Origin of the sequence: Providencia sp. PROV269 (assembly GCF_028477785.1) — a bacterium.
In the GTDB taxonomy this organism is placed as follows: Bacteria; Pseudomonadota; Gammaproteobacteria; order Enterobacterales; family Enterobacteriaceae; genus Providencia; species Providencia rettgeri.
On the sequence record NZ_JAMPLV010000001.1, the window covers coordinates 44,088 to 65,055 of the forward strand.

General features: G+C 40.4%; 19 protein-coding genes and 1 riboswitch. Of the genes, 10 read left to right on the forward strand and 9 right to left on the reverse strand.

What is annotated here, in order from left to right; genetic code table 11:
• Positions 1-15: 15 nt before the first annotated feature.
• From PR683_RS00200 to PR683_RS00225, 6 genes are all read left to right on the forward strand, one after another.
• The gene (locus tag PR683_RS00200) at positions 16-2,682 is read left to right on the forward strand and encodes a TonB-dependent hemoglobin/transferrin/lactoferrin family receptor (protein WP_248445335.1); all 2,667 of its coding nucleotides are present in this window, start codon (positions 16-18) and stop codon (positions 2,680-2,682) included.
• 432 nt (positions 2,683-3,114) lie between these two features.
• A riboswitch (molybdenum cofactor riboswitch) is annotated at positions 3,115-3,254 on the forward strand.
• Positions 3,244-4,224: a GTP 3',8-cyclase MoaA gene (gene moaA, locus PR683_RS00205; protein WP_109910973.1), complete on the forward strand. Its 981-nt coding sequence runs from the start codon at positions 3,244-3,246 to the stop codon at positions 4,222-4,224. (Overlaps the previous riboswitch by 11 nt.)
• A gap of 24 nt (positions 4,225-4,248) precedes the next feature.
• Positions 4,249-4,725 (forward strand): cyclic pyranopterin monophosphate synthase MoaC, encoded by a 477-nt coding sequence (gene moaC, locus PR683_RS00210; protein ID WP_109910974.1) that lies wholly within the window; start codon positions 4,249-4,251, stop codon positions 4,723-4,725.
• A complete protein-coding gene (gene moaD, locus PR683_RS00215; protein WP_004909166.1) occupies positions 4,725-4,970 on the forward strand; it encodes a molybdopterin synthase sulfur carrier subunit in 246 nt (81 codons plus the stop codon). Before moaC ends, moaD begins: the two co-directional genes overlap by 1 nt.
• A gap of 1 nt (position 4,971) precedes the next feature.
• On the forward strand, positions 4,972-5,424 hold the full coding sequence (gene moaE, locus PR683_RS00220) for a molybdopterin synthase catalytic subunit MoaE (protein ID WP_004909169.1): 453 nt from the start codon (positions 4,972-4,974) through the stop codon (positions 5,422-5,424).
• A 133-nt stretch (positions 5,425-5,557) separates the two neighbouring features.
• The gene (locus PR683_RS00225) at positions 5,558-6,265 is read left to right on the forward strand and encodes a Bax inhibitor-1/YccA family protein (protein ID WP_109910975.1); all 708 of its coding nucleotides are present in this window, start codon (positions 5,558-5,560) and stop codon (positions 6,263-6,265) included.
• A gap of 212 nt (positions 6,266-6,477) precedes the next feature.
• On the opposite strand, the gene PR683_RS00230 is transcribed toward PR683_RS00225, so the two are convergent.
• The 5 genes from PR683_RS00230 to cecR form a co-directional block, all read right to left on the reverse strand.
• Positions 6,478-7,584 (reverse strand): ABC transporter permease, encoded by a 1,107-nt coding sequence (locus PR683_RS00230; RefSeq protein WP_109910976.1) that lies wholly within the window; start codon positions 7,582-7,584, stop codon positions 6,478-6,480.
• A gap of 9 nt (positions 7,585-7,593) precedes the next feature.
• Complete coding sequence (locus PR683_RS00235) at positions 7,594-8,733, reverse strand: ABC transporter permease (protein WP_110731799.1); 1,140 nt, start codon at positions 8,731-8,733, stop codon at positions 7,594-7,596.
• A complete protein-coding gene (locus PR683_RS00240) occupies positions 8,730-10,469 on the reverse strand; it encodes an ATP-binding cassette domain-containing protein (RefSeq protein WP_110731800.1) in 1,740 nt (579 codons plus the stop codon). Before PR683_RS00240 ends, PR683_RS00235 begins: the two co-directional genes overlap by 4 nt.
• Positions 10,470-10,478: 9 nt before the next feature.
• The gene (gene hlyD, locus PR683_RS00245; protein WP_004909179.1) at positions 10,479-11,474 is read right to left on the reverse strand and encodes a secretion protein HlyD; all 996 of its coding nucleotides are present in this window, start codon (positions 11,472-11,474) and stop codon (positions 10,479-10,481) included.
• 153 nt (positions 11,475-11,627) lie between these two features.
• Entirely contained in the window at positions 11,628-12,326 is a 699-nt protein-coding gene (cecR, locus tag PR683_RS00250; RefSeq protein ID WP_109910978.1) for a transcriptional regulator CecR, read from the reverse strand.
• A gap of 285 nt (positions 12,327-12,611) precedes the next feature.
• On the opposite strand from cecR, the gene rhlE reads away from it, so the two are divergent.
• The 3 genes from rhlE to PR683_RS00265 all read left to right on the forward strand — a co-directional run bounded on the left by rhlE (position 12,612) and on the right by PR683_RS00265 (position 15,467).
• The gene (gene rhlE, locus PR683_RS00255; protein ID WP_109910979.1) at positions 12,612-13,949 is read left to right on the forward strand and encodes an ATP-dependent RNA helicase RhlE; all 1,338 of its coding nucleotides are present in this window, start codon (positions 12,612-12,614) and stop codon (positions 13,947-13,949) included.
• Positions 13,950-14,117: 168 nt separating this feature from the next.
• On the forward strand, positions 14,118-15,059 hold the full coding sequence (gene dusC / locus PR683_RS00260) for a tRNA dihydrouridine(16) synthase DusC (RefSeq protein ID WP_109910980.1): 942 nt from the start codon (positions 14,118-14,120) through the stop codon (positions 15,057-15,059).
• 159 nt (positions 15,060-15,218) lie between these two features.
• A complete protein-coding gene (locus PR683_RS00265) occupies positions 15,219-15,467 on the forward strand; it encodes a GlsB/YeaQ/YmgE family stress response membrane protein (RefSeq protein ID WP_004256598.1) in 249 nt (82 codons plus the stop codon).
• Positions 15,468-15,547: 80 nt separating this feature from the next.
• Here PR683_RS00265 and sseA read toward each other — a convergent pair whose 3' ends face one another.
• Positions 15,548-16,387, reverse strand: a complete 840-nt coding sequence (sseA, locus tag PR683_RS00270) for a 3-mercaptopyruvate sulfurtransferase (protein ID WP_248445334.1) — start codon at positions 16,385-16,387, stop codon at positions 15,548-15,550.
• A gap of 38 nt (positions 16,388-16,425) precedes the next feature.
• Positions 16,426-16,587, reverse strand: coding sequence for a hypothetical protein (locus PR683_RS00275; RefSeq protein WP_004256593.1), 162 nt, complete (start codon positions 16,585-16,587; stop codon positions 16,426-16,428).
• A gap of 257 nt (positions 16,588-16,844) precedes the next feature.
• Between PR683_RS00275 and dinG the strand changes: the two genes are divergently transcribed.
• Positions 16,845-18,956, forward strand: a complete 2,112-nt coding sequence (gene dinG, locus PR683_RS00280; protein WP_004909193.1) for an ATP-dependent DNA helicase DinG — start codon at positions 16,845-16,847, stop codon at positions 18,954-18,956.
• A 136-nt stretch (positions 18,957-19,092) separates the two neighbouring features.
• On the opposite strand, the gene dps is transcribed toward dinG, so the two are convergent.
• Positions 19,093-19,596 carry a DNA starvation/stationary phase protection protein Dps gene (gene dps / locus PR683_RS00285; protein ID WP_004909197.1) on the reverse strand — a complete coding sequence of 168 codons (504 nt, stop codon included), beginning with the start codon at positions 19,594-19,596 and terminating at the stop codon, positions 19,093-19,095.
• Positions 19,597-19,921: 325 nt separating this feature from the next.
• On the reverse strand, positions 19,922-20,809 hold the full coding sequence (rhtA, locus tag PR683_RS00290; protein ID WP_109910981.1) for a threonine/homoserine exporter RhtA: 888 nt from the start codon (positions 20,807-20,809) through the stop codon (positions 19,922-19,924).
• Between the last annotated feature and the right edge of the window lie 159 nt (positions 20,810-20,968).

Here is a 20,968-nt window from a genome sequence, read left to right on the forward strand (position 1 = left end):
TTTTAGGGATGGGAAATGACTCAAAAAAAGCACCACTATAAAAAAGCAACACTCTGTGTTCACCTTGCATTATTTACGTTACCTGCATTTTCATTTTTCAATCTAGCACAGGCTAACTCAGCGGTAGCATCCGCACAGCAGGAAATAACATTTTCTGTTGCTGCAGGTTCACTTGAAAATGCTTTGCTGCAATTCGCTAGGCAAGCAAAGGTAGAAATAATCATTCAGAGCCGAGAAATTAATGACTTACAAAGTCAAGGCTTGAAAGGAAGCTTTACGCTACAGGAGGGATTACGTCGATTAATTGGTTCAAACCCTGTGCAATATCAATTACAAAATAACCGAATAACAATAGAGCGTATCGCGCCTATTACCGGTGATTCGGTGATTAAGCTAGATAACATTACCGTCACAGCAAGCCAGATCCAACAAGGGGATTGGGTATATAACAGTCCATCATCTGTCAGTGTAATTAGTAAAAAACAAATTGATGACCGCCCACCAAAGCACATAGCTGATGTGTTAGAGCTAACGACAGGTGTCTATTCGAGTGTTAGCCAACAAGACCCTTCTTTATCTGTGAATATCCGTGGGATACAGGATTATGGTCGTGTGAATATGAATATCGATGGTATGCGGCAAAACTTTCAAAAAAGCGGACATGGGCAGCGCAATGGTTCTATGTATATCGACTCAGAACTGCTTTCTGGGGTGGAAATACAAAAGGGCAATACAAGTGGAATGGGAAGCGGTGGAACCTTAGGTGGTGTGGCGACCTTCAATACAGTCAATGCGTCTGATTTTTTATCAAAAGATAAAACTTTTGGTGGAAAATTACATGCGAGTATGGGGTCAAATAATACTCATTTTATTGGCAGTAGTGTGCTGGCATTAGGGAATGAAAACGCGGATTTGTTATTTGCGGCCAGTGAACGACGTCTTGGGGATTATAAACCAGGAACTCACGGTAATATCGGTAATATTCGAGTCAATAATGGGACAGGGCATTATGATGAACTTGCGCACCAATTAAAACACACTCGTATTAATGACAGTAATTACCGAATGACCTCTTATTTGGCAAAAGCCGGTTGGAATATAAGTGACGAACAGCGTTTACAATTTAATTACTTAGAAACCAAAGTGGCAACGCCAAATGCAGGAACGCTAACGAATTTAGGTAGCTCGTGGCCTTATAAGCTAGGGTGGAAAAGTAGCGGTTTCAGTGATGTAACAGCCAAGAATTATTCCCTTGATTACACTCAATTTAGCGATAAACCATGGAGCACCGAGCTAAAAGGAAAAGTGTATTTTGTTGATACCAAAGACAATACAGACACCTATTCCACTAGCCAAATTTATAATAATGGCTACCAGATGGACACTCGAGTCAAAACGGTAGGGATACAGCTTGAAAATCATTCAGAAATTGAATTTAACCATAACAATGTATTAAAAGCGCATTATGGTTTGGAAACTTTCCAAGACAAAGCGAGTAGTAGTTCGACACGTGAAGCGGCGAGTGGAGTGACACCGGACGGAAAACGTTCATTGAGCTCACTTTTCACTAATTTGACTTATGAATACGATGATTGGTTAACATTAGAAGGGGGAATGCGTTATGACTATTATTCTCTCAAAGGCCAAACGAGTATGAGTTATGCAGTACTTCCTTATACCAAAGACAATCCATGTACAGGAAGAAGGTTACGTGATTGCAAGGTTGTTATGACGACGGAAAATTGGGATGTTGATAACTCAGAAGGGGCATTTTCACCCCATATTCGTTTAGCGGTACGTCCTAATCTTGAATGGATGGAATTGTTTACCAGTTATGGGCGGTCATGGCGCCCGCCAGCGATTACAGAAACGTTAACCACAGGAAGTGCTCACAGTAGTTCGACTCAATTTCCCAATCCGTATTTAAAACCTGAGCGTTCAAAAGCTTGGGAAGTGGGGATGAACATCAATTATCCGCAATTGTTTATCGAAGAAGACCGATTTGTGGCAAAAGTTGCCTATTTTGATACACGTGTAGATAACTACATTAACTTAGCGATTGACCGTAAGAAACCAGGGATGGTTAGCCCTAATATTGGAAATGCTGCTTATAGCAACAACTTGGTTGCGACCCGTTTTAGAGGGGTTGAATATCAACTAAATTACGACGCAGGTTTTGTGTATGCAGACCTGACCTTTACCCATATGATTGGCAAAAATAAATTTTGTTCACATCCTGCATGGCTAGGTGGTGTATTGAAGTATGGCGAAGACGTTGGCCCAGGTAACTGGTATGTTGAGCCAAATGAGGCATCAAATAACCATGTGGATTGTGACAGCAGCGCCATTTTCAGCAGTGCAGCGAACTTACCCGGTGACCGTGGTTCCTTTACATTAGGTGGGCGAGCGTTTGATAGAAAACTCGATGGTGGTGTAGTCGTTCGCTTCACGCCAGGTTTTCAAGACTACTCAGTACAATCAAATTCCCCTTACTTAGCTGACTGGCCTAAATATACATTGATTGATTTATATGCAAGTTATGCTTTAACCGATAATTTAACTATTCGAGGAAATGTCGAAAACTTGACCAATCGGGCGTACGTGGTTAGTTATGGGGAAAGCTTGGCCAATACATTAGGTAGAGGGCGAACGGTGTCGGGCGGGATAGAATACCGTTTCTAAATATACGTCATACTTTACGCTGTCGTGTTATTGGTTAATAAATTTTGCACCTTACTATTTATTTTTAATTGATATGCCAATTATTCAATTTGAAATATCGGTTTTGATAAGCGTTGAGTGTTGATATTTATAACGTAAACAATTAGATGGGGAGCTTGCTCCCCATTTTAGATCTATATCAATAAATGTTTAATTAAATAGTTAGAGATGTTAATCAATTAGTATGAAATTATGCTTTTTAAAACCATCTAAAATGGAAAATTATCAGTGATAATAATAGCTTCGGTGATTCTATAATATCTTTTGTAAGTCGTTGTATATAATAGTATATATCGAATTGCAATTCGCTTTTTCAATTTCTATCGGCTAGAATCCTTACATAAATTAAGTGAACAGAGTGACGCATTTTACAGTTTAAAATCAGTGACTCGGTTCCAAATAAAACTCCTAGCCTTTGCGTCTAAGTTTGAATGACTGAATATGATGCACTGGCCGTGGCCTAGAGCCACCAGGGTGCAAGATAGAAATGTCTGCATCTCCCGTACTTGGAAAGGTGTGATTATGCAGCAACTTGTCGATCAATTTGACCGGAAATTTTACTATCTCCGGCTTTCTATAACAGATGTTTGCAACTTTCGTTGCACATACTGCCTACCCGATGGCTACAAGCCAAGCGGTCGTCATGAATTCTTAACATTAGATGAAATTCGTCGTATCAGTACGGCATTCGCAGAATTAGGCACAGAAAAAGTGCGTATTACGGGCGGTGAACCGACCATGCGCAAAGATTTCAGTGATATTATTGCTGCCATCAATGAAAATGAATCGATCAAAAAAATCGCCGTGACCACGAATGGCTATCGTATGGCCAGAGACGTGAAAGAGTGGAAAGATGCTGGACTGAACGCGATCAACGTGAGTGTTGATAGCCTCGATCCACGTCAATTTGCGGCGATCACGGGACAAGACAAATTCTTTCAGGTGATGAAAGGTATTGATGCTGCTTTTGAAGCTGGCTTTGAAAAAGTCAAAGTGAACGCGGTATTAATGAAAAATGTCAACGATATCGCTTTGAAGTCATTCCTAAACTGGATCAAACATCGTCCTATTCAATTACGCTTTATTGAGTTAATGGAAACCGGCGACGGCAGCGATATTTTCCAACGTTTTCATATTTCGGGTGAAACTATTCGCGAGCGTTTAATTGAAGAAGGCTGGTATATGCTTCCACGTTCCCGAAGCGACGGCCCTGCTCAAGTCTTTAGTCACCCAGATTACCAAGGCGAAATCGGGCTTATCATGCCGTACGAAAAAGATTTTTGCCAAAGCTGTAACCGCTTACGTGTTTCCTCACTAGGAAACCTACATTTATGTTTATTTGGTGAAAATGGCATTCCGCTGCGTGATTTATTGGGTGCAGATGACCAAAACGAAGCGTTAAAAGCCCGCATTCAGCGAGGCTTACACCATAAACGAGAAACCCATTTTCTGCATATGGGTGATAGCGGAATTACACCTAATTTATCTGTAATCGGCGGTTAACTCTTTTTTATTTCAGGAGAAGATATGTCCCAACTGACTCACCTCAATGCGTCGGGCGAGGCGCATATGGTTGATGTTTCAGCCAAAGCTGAAACTGTTCGTGAAGCTCGCGCAGAAGCTTATGTCACTATGAATCCAGCAACTCTAACGATGATTGTTGACGGTAGCCATCATAAAGGCGATGTGTTTGCCACGGCGCGTATTGCGGGTATTCAAGCGGCAAAAAATACCTGGCAGCTTATCCCATTATGCCACCCACTGCTGTTAACCAAAGTTGAAGTGATACTCAAAGCGGAACCTGAGCATAACCGAGTTCGTATTGAAACTTGTTGCCGATTAACAGGGAAAACAGGGGTTGAAATGGAAGCATTAACTGCTGCATCCGTTGCTGCTTTGACGATTTATGACATGTGTAAAGCAGTGCAAAAAGATATGGTGATTGGCCCTGTTCGTTTATTAGAAAAAACAGGCGGTAAGTCTGGACATTTTAAGGTGGAATAATGATCACAGTATTATTTTTTGCTCAAGTACGTGAGCTAGTCGGAACAGAACGCTTAGAACTCACTGACACTTACCAAAAAGTTGAAGATTTACGTCAAGCGCTTTCACAAAAAGGCGATCGCTGGGCGTTGGCACTTGAAGATGGCAAATTACTTGCCGCTGTTAATCAATCATTTGTTTCACTAGACCACCCACTCTCAGAAGGGGACGAAGTGGCCTTTTTCCCACCAGTCACTGGGGGGTGATATGGAAAACACCCATATTGCAGTACAAACAGAAAATTTTAGTGTTGGCGAGCAATATCAATGGCTTGCTCAATGCGATAGTGATGGTGCAGTCGTGACTTTTACGGGGAAAGTGCGTAACCATAATTTAGGTGACAGTGTTGCGGCATTAACACTCGAACACTACCCGGGAATGACAGAAAAAGCGTTAACAAATATAGTTGTAGAAGCAAAAGAACGTTGGCCATTGCAGCGAGTCAGTGTGATCCACCGTATTGGTACCTTACAACCTGGCGAAGAAATTGTTTTTGTTGGGGTGACGAGTGCCCATCGAAATGCAGCATTTCAAGCTGCTGAATTTATTATGGATTACTTAAAAACTAAAGCACCATTTTGGAAAAAAGAAACATTACCTGAAAATGAGCGATGGGTGGAAGCGAAAGAAACCGACGAGGCGTCTGCAAACCGCTGGTAATCGCACTTTTTCCTCTGAAAAATACGAATTTGCTGAATGGTATTGTCAAAAGAATGTGTTAGACTTTGGTTAATTTCTCCGATTACAGTATTTTTACTGGGTCGATTTTTCTTTTAGCGAAAGGGTAACCATCATGGGTCAGTTTGATCAACGTAATGATTCTCTTGTCCAGGGTGCCAATACTGGCGTTCAGGCATTTATGTCGCAAGTATACGGCTGGATGACAGTCGGTCTACTGCTGACAGCTTTTGTTGCATGGTATTCAGTTAGCAGCGGTTTGTACTACACCATTGCAACCAATAAAATTCTCTTTTTTGGAATGATTATTGCTGAGCTCGGTTTAGTGATGGGAATTTCATTCCTACTGCAAAAAATTAGTGGCATGGCAGCAACGGGCATGTTTATGCTCTATTCATTGCTCACAGGCTTAACGATTTCAGTTATTCTTGCTGCGTATACAGGTGAGTCTGTTGCGGGTACATTTGTCATTACCGCGGTAATGTTTGGTGCATTAAGCTTCTACGGCTATACCACTAAACGTAGCTTAACAGGTATGGGTAACTTCCTGTTTATGGCGCTGATTGGTATTGTTGTTGCTTCTTTGGTTAACATCTGGCTGCAAAGCACCATGATGTATTGGGTGATCACATACGGTGGTGTTTTACTGTTTGCTGCTTTAACCGCGTATGACACACAAAAACTGAAAGAAATGGGTTCACAAATTGATGAAAACGACAGAGAAACAATGCGTAAATACTCTATCATGGGTGCATTATCTCTGTATTTAGACTTCATTAACCTGTTCTTAATGTTACTGCGTATCTTTGGCGACCGTCGCTAATTTGGTTGGCATTCCTCATTACTCAGTGAAATGAGGGGATAGCAGTCGTTAAAATTGAAAACCCTTGTTACTTTGGTAACAAGGGTTTTTTGATCTAAATACTATCGTAAAATATGATTTGAATATTATTAGCTCATTTGTAATTCAAGATGTTAATGGTAGTTCCAGCACTTTTAGTTGTACTTTCAAAGCGTAATGTTGTTTCTTTATGATCACGCTATTTTCTTCCTAAATAAATAATAAGCCACTGAACTGGTGATTATCGCAATGATAAATAATGGCCATAAACTATGGAAGATAACTGAAAAATCAGCATTTTTTAGGTATATCTGCTTAGTGATTTCAGTAAAGTGGCGAATTGGGTTAATCCAAGTAATTTGTTGCAGCCAAACTGGCATGTTCTCGACTGGGGAAATATAACCTGATAACAACACCGCTGGCATCATAAATACAAATACCCCAATGAACGCTTGTTGCTGAGTTGAACACAGTGCTGAAATAAGTAAACCAAATCCCACCAATGACAATCCGTAAAATAACATGGTGGCATAAAACAGGAGCAGGGAGCCAGCAAAAGGAATTTGATAGCAAAAGATCCCAATAACTAGGACTAAGCTCGCCTGTGCAGTCGCAACGATCAATGCAGGCACCGCCTTACCAATAAATATTTGCCAAGTGGTCAGGGGAGAAACGAGTAATTGGTCAAGGGTGCCTTGTTCTCTTTCCCTCGCGATAGAAAGAGATGTCACAATCAATACCCCAATCGTCGTTATTAAAGCTACCAATGAAGGTACAATAAACCATTTATAATCTAAATTTGGGTTGTACCAATTACGAACGATTAATTTACTGTTGTTTGGTACGGGTTGTGATTGAGTTAGCTCATGTTGGTATTGAGTGACAATTTGTGCAACATAGTTTGCTGCAATTTGCGCACTATTTGAATTACGTCCATCAAGGAGTAACAGCATATTAGCATTATGGTGACTTGCAATATCAGCACTAAAATTTTGCCCAAAACGGACAACCAGCAGCGCCTTGCGGTTATCAAGTGTTTCACGAATATCGTGTTCATTCTTCAATAATAAAACTTGAGAAAACGCACTGGCTTTAGCGAGACGTTGCGTCAGCTCGATAGAATGCTCACCATTGTCTTGGTCAAAGATAGCAATAGTTGTGTTAGTTACCTCAAGTGTGGCGGCCAGAGGAAATAAAATCATCTGAAATATTACGGGTAAAATGAGGATAACCCGTGTTTGCGGTTCTTGAAGTAATGATTGAAGTTCTTTCATAATTAAGGTGTATAGACGATAAAACATAACTTCACCTCAATCCAAACGACGGCGAGTTTTTAGCGCCGTTAGTCCAATAAATAGTATTGCAGAAGCGATTAATAGCAGGAAATCTATCAATAAAACGATATAGATATCACCGGCAAGAAAGAGTGTTTGTAAGCTACTGACAAAATACCGGGCAGGGATAAAATAAGTTACAGCCTGAATAATGGCTGGCATACTATCAATTTCAAAAATAAACCCAGATAACATGATGGCAGGTAAGAAGGCGGCATTCAGAGCGACCATTGCTGCATTAAATTGGTTACGAGTAATTGTTGAAATCAATAACCCCATCCCCAGTGCGGTTGCCAAATAAAGACTGGTAATGACAAATAAGACCAATAGAGAACCGCGATAGGGTACCCCTAAGATAAATGTGGTGACAAACATGCATAACACCATCACAAAAGTACCGAGAACTTGGTAAGGCAATAATTTTGAAAGCAATAATTCAGTTTTAGTAATCTGAGTTGAAAGTAATGCTTCCATCGTGCCACGTTCCCATTCTCTTGCAATAACTAAAGAGGTCAAAATGGCACCAACTACGGTAATAATGATACTAATTGCCCCTGGAATAATAAAATGCTGACTAATTGCAGCTTCATTAAACCAATAGCGCATATTGAGCTCAATTAAGGGTTCTGTTGGGTAGCCTTTATTTTCCCCTTGTTGAATTAGCCACGTTTGCCACACGCCTTGAGTATAAGCTTGTACAAAGTTAGCGGTATTTGGTTCGCTACCATCAGTAATGACTTGAATTGCAGCATTGCCTTGTTTTTTCAACAATTCGGCTGCGAAATTCACTGGGATGACGATAATGCCGCGAATTTCTCCTGCTTGCATTTTATCGATTAATAAATGGCGGTTATTACTAATGGTGGCATCAATAAATGGTGAGCCCGTGAAGGTATCAACCAATTCACGTGCTTGCGAACTTTGTTGCTCAAGTAAAATACCGACACGTAATTTACTTGAGTCTAAATTGATACCGTAACCAAAAATAAATAATAACATCAATGGGATAAGTACAGCTATAAGAGCGCTGCTAGGATCCCGCACAATTTGTTTACTTTCTTTCCAGCATAGCGCTTTAAGCCTACGCCATGAAAAATGGGAAGCGGTGTGAGTCATTGAGCCTCCTGTTGCTTATCATAATTCATGATAAGCTCAATAAATGCATCTTCCATGGAAGGATCAGGGTTTTCAGTACTGGCGATTTGCTGTTTCAGTTCATCAGGGGTTCCTGCTGCAATAATTTTTCCATGGTAAACCAACCCGATACGGTCACAATACTCTGCCTCATCCATAAAGTGGGTCGTAACCATAACGGTAACGCCTTTATCAACCATCCCATTGATATGTAACCAAAATTCCCTACGAGTTAGTGGGTCAACTCCTGAGGTCGGCTCATCTAAAAATAAGATATCAGGCTCATGCATCAATGAGCAGGCGAGGGCTAAACGTTGTTTATAACCCAAAGGGAGGGATTCAGTAACCTGATTGATAATTGGTTTGAAGTTAAAAGCCTCAACCATTTCTTGGATTTTTTTTGCTTGCTGTTGATGATGCAAACCATAAACACCTGAAAAAAATTTCAGGTTTTGCCCTACTTTTAGGTTGCCGTACAGCGAGAACTTTTGTGCCATATAACCAAGGTGCTGTCTGACTTTGTTTGAACTTGTTTTTAAATCCATTCCAAGAACGAGTGCTTGCCCATCTGTTGGCTTCATTAACGCACACATCATTTTAAAAGTCGTCGATTTCCCTGCGCCATTTGGCCCCAATAAACCAAAAATTTCTCCACGTTTAACTTGGAAATTTACGGTATCAGTTGCCGCAAATTGGCCAAATTTTTTGGTTAAGTTACGCGCTTCTATGACGGTTTCTTCAGGATTAGGCGGAATTTGCGGTACGATAGCGGCTAATTCTGAACGATGAGATGGACCCCCACCTAATAAGTCAATAAACGCATCTTCAAAACGCGGCTGCGCCTCAATGAGTTTTCCATCTGCCATATTTAATGCAGTTAATAAATTCGCTTGTGACGCATTAGGTTTCAAAATTAAGCGAATATAGCGGCCTTGGATCACGCCATCGGTGGTTTCAGGTAATACGAGTGCATTTTGCAATACCGTGCGTTTTTGTGAGGCAGGTACATCAAGTAAAAACGAACGTCCCGCCATTTTTTGAGTCAATAATTCGGGTTTTCCTGCATAAAGCTGTTTGCCTTTATTTAACAGCAGCACATTTTTACATTGCTGAGCTTCATCTAAATAGGAGGTACTCCAAAGAATTAGCATTCCATCATCGGCAAGTGTATGAACCATTTGCCATAATTCGCGTCGAGCGATGGGATCAACACCAACACCGGGTTCGTCGAGTAAAAGAACTTTGGGTTTTCCTAATAATGTACAGGCTAATCCGAGTTTTTGCTTCATTCCTCCCGATAACTTACCGGCTAGCCTATCGGTAAAAGGAGCTAGGCTGGTGAAAGAAAGCAGTTGTTGGTAGGTTTTTTGCCGCTCTTCGCCGAGTACCCCACGCAAATCTGCATACAAATTTAAATTTTCTTGTACGGTCAGGTCTTCATATAAACCAAATTTTTGGGGCATATAGCCTAGGCTGGCTCGCATAGCAATGCTGTCGTCGATAGGGTCGAGCCCCATCACGCTAATTTTCCCTGCATCTGGCTTTAATAGTCCTGCAATCATACGCATTAAGGTTGTCTTTCCTGCACCATCAGGGCCGACAAGGCCTGTTACAGAACCCCCATGAATTTCGATTGTTAAACTTTCAACGGCTGGAGTATCCAAGCCAACAAATGTTTTCTCGACTTTGGATAGGCGGATACTGTAATCATCACTCATAGCAAACTCTTACTGTTTATTATCAGCAAATTGAATAGTCACTGGCATTCCTTGACGTAAAGCATCATCAGCATCATTGACGACGATACGTAGTCGATAGACTAAGTCGGTTCTTAAATCCGGTGTTTGTACGCTTTTAGGGGTAAATTCGGCAGTAGGGGAAACAAAACCGATGGTGCCATGGTAAGGCTGGTTTGGGCGGCTATCCGTATACAGTAAGACTTCTTTACCGGGGATGGCATCACCGAGGTGCGGTTCACTTACATAGGCTCGAACCCAAACTGGATTTGTTAAAGTGACGCTAAAAACGGTATTACCTGCACCGATGATCGTGCCTGGCTCTATTGCTCGGGTTAAAACAGTTCCAGGGGAAGGCGCCGTTAAAACGGTATCTTGTAAGTCAAGTTCAGCTTGAGCGACAGCTGCCTCGGCTTGTAGCCATTCGCCTCGCGCAGCCGCTATCTCCTCTTGGCGAAAGCCACTTTGGTATTGGTTCAGCTTATCTTGTGCTGCTTGAAGGGCGGCAAATGCTTGGTTTCGATTGTTCTTCGCGTTGTCTAAGTCATTAGCTGAAATAACGCGAGACGCAGCAAGCCCTTGCTGACGTTTATAAAAGTTATCGGCATACTGCCAAGCGGCTTGTTTTTGCGCTACTTCAGCTTCAACCTGTGCAATCTCTTGAGTTCGGTAACCACTTTCTTTCAAAGCAAGTTGAGCTTTGGCGCTATCACGTACCCCTTTGGCTTTATTTAAGGCGTTAATGTAGGGGCGATCATCCAGTTGACCAAGTTGCTCGCCTGCAATAATTTTTGCGCCTTCATCAACGTTTAGGGATTTGAGCTTACCTGATACTCGGAAACCAAGATTCACTGTCCGAACATCTACATTGCCGTAGAGTGTTAATATTTTGTCTTGCTGTGATTGATAGTAGTAATAACCGCCAATTGCAGCACTGATTAATATGAGAATAATGAAAACAACAACAGAACGGTTTTTATTGCTCATAGCTAACCTTACTTAAAGAATCCATGATATGAAAACAAATTATGTTGTTAGAGGCCGCTGTTTTTAATGGGAAAATGTGGCTCAAGTTGCAATAAAATCATCAGCCTCTAGTTATTATCAATGTGAATGAATCACTTTAATATTTTTATCATATCACTTTTCATATTGTTTGCGATGGCGTAAGCCTGCTAATAATATATTTGTATGTTCAATAAGAACTTGATTAATAATTTTAAATTCATTTTCATTAATATGTTTCCAACCAGTTTGGCGTAATAACGTTTCTCGAGCAATACGAAATGAAAGGGTTTCGCCAAGGATTGCGTGTGTATGAATTAACGTTGTTAAATGATTGGGGTCAGCACCAATATAAATCGCTATCAAACGGTTTAGGCGCGAATGTATTGGGCCTAAAGCCTGTTCATGAATTATCGTATAGGCTTCGGTGGGGTTGAGTTGTTCACGTGCTAATATGCGAGAAAAGCTTAAATTTTTCTTTTCCAACTGAAAATGATTATAAGCAATGACTGTTTTTTGTAGTAAATCAAGCGCATCATCAGTTACCTGTACTGACAAAGGTTGATTTAGAAAGTTGTCAATTGCTTGAAAAACATCATGGAAATCATCCCTGATTGTTTTTGCAATAAGCTGAGCAACAGCTAAGTAAAGCCCTTCTTTTGATCCAAAATAATAAGAAATTGCGGCAATATTTTGCCCTGATGCCTGTGCGATTTTGCGTGTAGTAGCGCCATCAAGCCCTTGTTCTCCATATACATCAGCAGCAGTGAGAAGCAATTGCATTTTCGCATTTTCTCCTCGCAACGTTGACGATGAACTTGTATTCATAACCATTCCTTTAAAAATTCAGAATTAAATAACACCTAACTAGCTCTTAATGGCTTTTCATGTTAATAAAAAGTAAAAAACGACATCTCATAGTACCATATAAGTATATATACTATACGAATGAGATTTTATATTAATTTATTAAGCAAACTAAATTAATATATTTATCATCTGCAAATAATGTTAGAATTTTACACAGTGTCGCACGGCAGTTTGCGCTTTTTCTTCTGACTCACTTCCCCCATAACTGCCACATTCAATTTGAAGCGGTGAAGCCCGGAGTAATTTAATTTGACTACTTTTTCAGACCTCGCGTTAAACGAGGAAATTTTGCTTGCCATTAATGAATTAGGTTATGAAAGCCCTACGCCTATTCAACAACAGGCTATCCCAGCTGTGCTTGCAGGAAACGACCTTTTAGCTAGCGCTCAAACTGGTACGGGTAAAACAGCAGGTTTTACATTACCAATTTTACAAAAGCTTATTACAACTCCTCGTGCAGGAAAGGATCGCAAGCCTATTCGTGCGTTAATTTTGACGCCAACAAGGGAGCTTGCAGCGCAAGTTGCTGAAAATGTAAAAGAATATAGCCGTCATTTACGTATTCGTTCTTTTGTGGTCTTTGGTGGGGTGAGTATTAACCCACAAATGATGAAGTTGCGTGGTGGGGTTGATATCTTAATTGCGACTCCGGGGCGTTTATTAGATTTAGAACACCAGAATGCGGTAGACCTTTCTCAAGTCGAAGTTTTTGTACTGGATGAAGCTGACCGTATGTTAGATATGGGGTTCATTCATGATATTCGTAGGGTGATTAATAAGTTACCCAAAAAGCGCCAAAACTTATTATTCTCAGCAACGTTTTCAGATGAAATCAAACAACTGGCAAATAAATTACTCAATAACCCTGTGACTATTGAGGTTGCTCCGCGAAACTCAGCTTCTGAGCAAGTGACTCAATATGTGCATTTGGTTGATAAAAAACGAAAAGCGGAATTACTTTCGTTTATGATTGGCCGTGAAAACTGGCAACAAGTCCTTGTTTTTACACGTACAAAGCATGGTGCAAACCGTCTGGCTGAGCATTTAAATAAAGATGGTGTCAAAGCTGCTGCTATCCATGGCAACAAAAGCCAAGGGGCTCGTACTCGTGCACTAGCTGACTTTAAATCTGGAGATATTCGTGTGTTAGTGGCAACGGATATCGCAGCCCGTGGTCTCGATATTGAACAGCTTCCTTATGTGGTGAATTTTGAGCTTCCTAATGTTGCCGAAGACTATGTTCACCGTATCGGTCGTACAGGCCGCGCAGAAGCAACTGGGATGGCAGTTTCCTTAGTGTGTATCGATGAGGCTAAATTACTCAAGGATATCGAAAAATTATTGAAAAAATCGATTCCATTGATGGCGATTGAAGGCTATGAGCCCGACCCTTCCATAAAGGCTGAGCCAATTCAAAAAACACCACAACGCAATGAACGTCGTTCAGGCGGTTCAGGTGATAGGAATCAAAGTAAAGCACCACGTCGTAGCAATGCACCATCATCAAAGCCGAGTTCAGGGAAGGGGGCGGGTTCTCCATGGAAAAACGCACAGAAAAAAGTTAAACAAGGGCGAAGTGACAGCTAACCTTCCATAAGCTTGCGGCTCTTTTTAATGTTAATAGCATTAAAAAGAGCTACTTGCAAAGTCACGTTAAGCTAGTTTTTGGTATCTCCCACCTTAGAAGTTTTTCTGCTCATCTATTAAATAAACGGTATGATAAGCAGGTATTATTACGTTTTTTGTGAGCCATTTATGCGCGTTTTGTTAGCTCCTATGGAAGGAGTTTTAGATCCTCTAGTTCGTTGTTTATTAAGTGAAGTTAATGACTATGACCTGTGCATAACCGAGTTTGTTCGCGTGGTTGATACCCTTTTACCGGCAAAAACATTCTACCGTTTATGTCCTGAACTAAAGTATGGAAGCCGCACCCCTTCAGGGACATTAGTTCGTGTGCAGCTATTAGGGCAGCACCCTCAGTGGTTGGCAGAAAATGCAAACCGAGCGGCTGAATTAGGATCTTGGGGAGTCGACTTAAATTGTGGTTGCCCATCAAAAACAGTGAATGGTCATGGTGGTGGTGCGACTTTATTAAAGCAACCCGATTTAATCTATCGAGCCGCTAAAGCAATGCGAGAAGCAGTTCCAAAAGAGTTACCTGTTTCGGTTAAGGTTCGTTTGGGGTGGGATAGTTCTGAATTTGCTTATGAGATTGCAGATGCAGTTCAACAAGCAGGAGCAACAGAACTTACTGTTCACGGTAGAACCAAAGAAGACGGTTATAAAGCAGAGAACATTAATTGGTCTGCCATTGGCGAAATCCGTCGTAAATTGTCGATTCCAGTGATTGCTAATGGTGAGATTTGGGATTATACAAGCGCACAGCGCTGCCTTGAAATCACAGGATGTGATGCCGTAATGATTGGCCGTGGAGCACTCAATACGCCAAACCTTAGCCGGGTGGTCAAATTTAATGAGTCTAAAATGCCTTGGGAGCAAGTTGGCAAGTTGCTATTAAAGTATACGGAACTTGAAAAACAAGGAGATACAGGCCATTACCATGCAGCCCGAATTAAACAATGGCTAGGCTATTTACGCAAAGAATATCATCAGGCAGATGAACTATTTTCTCAAGTTAGATCATTAAAAAATGCCCAACAGATTGCACAAGTGATAACTGAAATAGTGAACAATTAATTATGAATAATGTTAATTAGCAAGAATTTATAGTTGCGAAATTAACTTATAGGGTCTTTACTTAATTGGTAGGAGAGTGATTTAATTTATTTAAAGCTCTACTATTATATGGGAACATTTTAACATTATAGTGAAATTACCGAGTCTGGGAGGCGTAAGATGGGTGTAATTGCTTGGATTATTTTTGGTTTAATTGCTGGTGTTTTAGCTAAGTGGCTGATGCCAGGTACTTATCACATGGGGTTCATTATGACCACCGTGCTGGGGATTGTTGGTGCTGTTGTGGGTGGTTACATCAGTACTTTCTTTGGTAAAGGAAAAGTTGATGGCTTCAACTTTGGGAGTTTTGTTGTCGCGGTCATCGGTGCGATTGTCGTACTGTTCTTAGCCGGGATATTTGCCAAATAGCCATTTCTTCTACTTGGTAAATGCTCATTCTATAAGCCACTTAAATATCGAGTGGCTTATATTTTTATGGAAGAAGAGGGTTACGACTCGATTGGCAGGCCGTTATCTTGCCCCCATTGGGCCCATGAACCATCATACAAACGCAGGTTTTGGTTACCTAATAAGGTTAATGCCATTAATACCACTGCAGCGGTCATTCCTGAACCACAGGTCGTCACAGAAGGCGCATGGATATCTACACCTTGCTTAGCAAAGATAGCTTTAAGTTGCTCTGGTGATTTGAATGTACCATTTTCCACAAGAAGATCCCATGGGACGTTTTTGCTCCCTGGAATATGCCCCATACGTAAACCCGGACGCGGTTCTGGCGCTTGGGCAAGAAAGCGTGGCTCTGCGCGAGCATCAATAATTTGAATTTTGCCTTGATTTACAATCTCAAGTACTTGTTCTTGATTCAGTGCGTTACTGTCTTTACGTGTGGCATGGAATTGCTTCGCAGCTGGCGGAGTGACTTCCCCTGACCGAACATCAAACCCAGCAGCTTTCCAAGCATCGATGCCACCGGCTAAAATTTTAACGTTTTTGCAGCCCATCGTGGTGAAAGTCCACCATGCTCTTGGGGATGAAAATAAGTTATTCTGAGAATAAATAATAACTTGGGTGTCATTGCCAATACCCATGGCACTAACTGCTTGGCTAAAAACTTCAGCACTTGGCAGCATATGAGGTAAATCACAGCTTTTGTCTGCAATTTCATCTTGATGAAAGAACTGAGCGTTAGGAATATGTTCTTCTAAATATTGTTGGCGGCAGTCATAAGGTGCGGTTGGTGGTGGAGAGGAAGCATCGAGCACAATGATGTTATTATCAAATAGATGTGAATTTAACCATTGTGGGGTTACGAAATAATCGTTGTACATAAGCTATCTCCATCCTGGGTTGCTAAATTATTTAAAAATTACTGAATTTGATTAGGTGCTGGCAGTGCTGAAGGGGATTGCGGTTGACCTTGTTCAAGTGGTGTTGTTGAACGGGTATAAATGTTCATACCAGCTAAAACAATACCGCCTACAGAACCAAAAGCACATAATGCGCAAAGTGCGATAACAACCTTTTTCATTTTCTATAGCCTGCCTAGTGATAAAAATCCAAATAGTGTAAGAACTCAAAGTATAACCGGATGAGTGTTGCAAACAAGTTAAAAGCTATTTTTTCTGTCGCATAATGGGCGTTTTGCAAAAAGCTTCCCAATTTTTATGTATAATGGGTATTAATACAGTAGTTTTGCGAAGCGGTTGGCAAAAGAGTTTTTTTCATATTTCATATTGTTGTCAGTTTCGTTATCTTTCATTTTAACTTTGGTCACCTGCATAATTTATGTCCCTGTCGAATAAAACTAAAGAACAAATAACTCAGTGGTATAAAGGGTTGTCCGTACAAATTGATGGGTTTGTTTCAAGAGCCCCGCAGCGGCAGATGATAGCGCAAGTCGCGAAAAATTTAGCGGATGATGACGGCCGCCATTTGGTCATAGAAGCGCCTACTGGAGTAGGGAAAACTCTATCTTATTTAATACCGGGGATAGCGGTTGGTAGGGAAGAAGGAAAAACCTTAGTGGTTAGTACGGCGAATGTGGCATTACAAGACCAAATTTATAGTAAGGATTTACCGTTATTAAGCAAAATTATTCCTGATCTAAAATATACAGGTGCATTTGGGCGTGCTCGTTATGTTTGCCCCCGTAATTTAGAAGCTATTTGTGCAGCAGAAGGTGAGCAAATAGATTTAATGTTATTGGTGGAAGACAAAACGGAAATTGCGAATAGTGAAGAACGGGCAATTTGTCAGCAGCTGCGGCATGATTTTCAAAGCTTTGCATGGGATGGGCTAAGGGATCATCACAAACGGGCATTTAGCGATAGCTTATGGCGTAAAGTCAGCACAGATAAAATGAACTGTTTAGGCCGTAATTGCCAATTTTATCAGCGGTGCCCATTTTTTATTGCTAGGCGAGAAATCGAAGATGCAGATGTAGTGGTTGCTAACCACGCGTTGGTAATGGCAGCTATGGAGAGTGAGTCGGTATTACCTGACCCGAAAAATTTATTATTAGTGCTTGATGAAGGTCACCATGTTCCAGACGTTGCAAGGGATGCCCTTGAAGTTGAAGGCGAAATTACGCTAGTTCAATTAACGGCACAGCTTGATAGCTTTATTCAGCATGTTGGGCAATATATGGGGCAATTTCGCCCAGCAAAACCACCAAAGTTAGCTAACCCTGAACGATTACAGCAACATGCAGAAAAATTGCGTGAAACATTTCGTGATTTTTCATTACTAGCAAATGCCTTATTGCCAGAAACGTCAAAAGAAACTGAGTATTTATTTCCGCTAGGTGTATTGCCTGAAGCAATGCAATTAAGCTGTCAGGTGCTATTTAAGCAGACAGATGCCCTACAGGGGTTAGCGGAAGCTATCTTAAATGATTTGACGGAACAAACTGCGAAGCAAGATATTGTTCGCTTACATCGGTCGATTATTGTAACTAGTAGGGCTATGGGATACTTTGAAAATATGTCGAAGCTCTGGCGGCTGGCGGCATTAGAGCAAAGTTCAGGTGCCCCTGTGTCAAAATGGTTAAGTCGGCGTTATGAGAAAAACCAATCTCGTTTCTTTATGCATTGTGCTGGGATCCGGGTGAGTGAGCAATTACAACATTTGTTATGGCGAAATATTCCTCATATTGTGATTACATCAGCAACGCTGAGGTCGTTGAACAGTTATTCACGTTTTATGGAACTTACTGGGCTGTCTGAAAAAAGTGATGATCGCTTTGTGACATTGTCCTCTCCTTTTAACCATGTTGAGCAGGGAAAAATTATTATTCCTAAAATGGAATATGAGCCAACGATAAACAATGAAGCGGAACACTTAGCGGAAATGGCGGTGTTTTTTCGTGAACAATTTATTAAAAATACTCACCGTGGCGTGTTGGTTTTATTTAGTAGTCAAAGAGCAATGGAAGGTTTTCTTGAGCACGTAAAAGATTTGCGTTTGCAGCTTTTAGTTCAAGGAGATCAACCACGTTATCGGTTAGTCGAAACACATTGTGAAAGAATTAATCAAGGGCAATCTAGTGCTTTAATTGGCTTACAATCGTTTGCTGAGGGGTTAGACCTAAAAGGGGAATATTTAACGCAGGTCCATATTCATAAAATTGCATTTCCACCAGTAACAAACCCTGTGATTATCACTGAAGGTGATTGGTTGAAGTCGTTGAAGCGATACCCGTTTGAAGTTCAAAGTTTACCGAGTGCTTCATTTAATTTGATACAGCAAGCAGGTAGGTTAATTCGTAGTCATGAATGTTATGGTGAAATTATTATTTATGATAAACGGTTATTAACTAAAAATTATGGCAAAAGATTATTAAATGCATTACCTGTATTTCCGATAGAACAGCCTGAAATATCTAAAAACAGTAAATAATTATCATTAAGTTAATGTATTTTTTTAAGGTATTTAAATTTCAATAATAGTTTGATTTATATAGCTAATTGTTAGTAAATAAAATGGCCACTTTGCAGTGGCCATTGGTCAATTTGAATTGACTCTATTTACGACATTACTCAATATTAGCTTCTAAAAACCAGAGGAATTTATCCATATCGCGGGAAGCCGCGGTAAACATATCTGCGGTATCTTCGTCTTCCACTTCATCAATTGCTTTTCGAATATCATTCGCGACGACCGCATAACGGTCTGCTAATGCTTTCAAATGATCTTGTACACTGTGAATATTAATTGGGTAAGCCTCTAACGAAGTGAAGCGGCTAACTTCTTGGGTTGTACCAATAGCAACGCCTCCCAATTGAACTGCGCGTTCAGCGAATTCATCTAAGTGTTCAACTAGCGTGGTTCTAAAACCATCTAACATTTCATGTACGGCGATAAAATTGCGACCACGCATATTCCAGTGGGCTTGTTTAGTCATTAGAGAGAGATCGGTAAAATGGACTACCATAACATTAAGTATTCCAATGGTTTCCAATTTTACGCTGTCTTCCATATCATTGCGTGTATATAAAAGTTCATTTGAAGATGCTTTAAATAATTTAGCTGTACTCATGATTCATCCTCTCTTAAATATGAATTTGTTTAGTAACCTCATCTGTCAATAAATATAAAATAATAAACCGACTTTGTCATAATGTAATAAACGATTAGTTTAATAGGCCTATTCGATAGGTTTTATTAACTGTTAATTTATTGTGGATCTTGAATGCTGATAGTTTTTAGCAATAAGTGCTATAGCACCAATTAAATAATAAAATAAAAATAAAAAATGATTATTTCAAATTGATGAATAAATCTTTACATGAAAAAAGGTTAATAAATATCAGCATATCGAATTTATTAACCTTAACGACTTCGTTTGCCATTAGATTTTGTAGCTAGGACACTTTTTCTATTTTTGACTTTGGTACCGCTGTTGAGGTTGAACCAATAGAAGCACAGACAATACATAACAATGCCAACCATTGAGTCATCGTTAAGTGTTCATGTAGAAAAACGATCCCCAAAAATGCGCCCATACAAGGTTCAAGGCTCATTAATGTACCAAAAGTTCGAGCAGGCAAGCGAGTTAGCGCGATCATTTCTAATGTATAAGGGAATGCGGTTGATAAAATCGCGACGGCTAGCGCAAGAGGTAAGATTGATGGGTCAAACATCACCTCGACTCCAGTTTGCATTAAGCCAATAGGGAAGAAGATCAAGGCAGAAATAAATGAACCGATTGCGACGGTTGCTGCACCGTAGCCAGCCCCTGCGCGTTGTCCGAAAATAATATAAATACCCCAACAAACCCCTGCACCAAGTGCATAAATGGCGCCAAGTGGGTCAATGGAATCGATATCATCGCCAATAGGAAGTAAAAATAACAACCCAACAATAACCAGCGCTATCCACAGAAAATCAATAGGGCGACGAGAAGAAAACATCGCAACGGCTAATGGCCCTGTAAACTCTAATGCAACGGCTATCCCTAATGGAATACGCTCAAGAGAAAGGTAAAATAAATAATTCATGGTTCCTAAGGACAAGCCATAAGTTAACAATGGAACCAGTGAATTTCTTCTGAATTTTAAACGCCAAGGCTTAAAAATAACAAATAATATAATCGTAGCAAGCAATAAACGTAAACCAGTAACACCGGGAGCGCCGATAACGGGAAATAAAGTTTTAGCTAAAGAAGCCCCGCTTTGAATAGAGGTCATTGCAAGCAGTAATAACCCTATAGGTAATAGCGGAAATGCGCTCTTTTTAGTGTCGGCAGACATAAATAAGTAAACCTCGGAAAACGTAACTTAATTGATAATAAATATTTAGAAAATAAGTATTTAGTGATGAAAAATAATTTCTTAAAGATTATCTCATAAAACGGCACGGCTTTATATTTCTTTGTGGTTTAGCTATCGCTCATAAGGGGGGAAATGTGC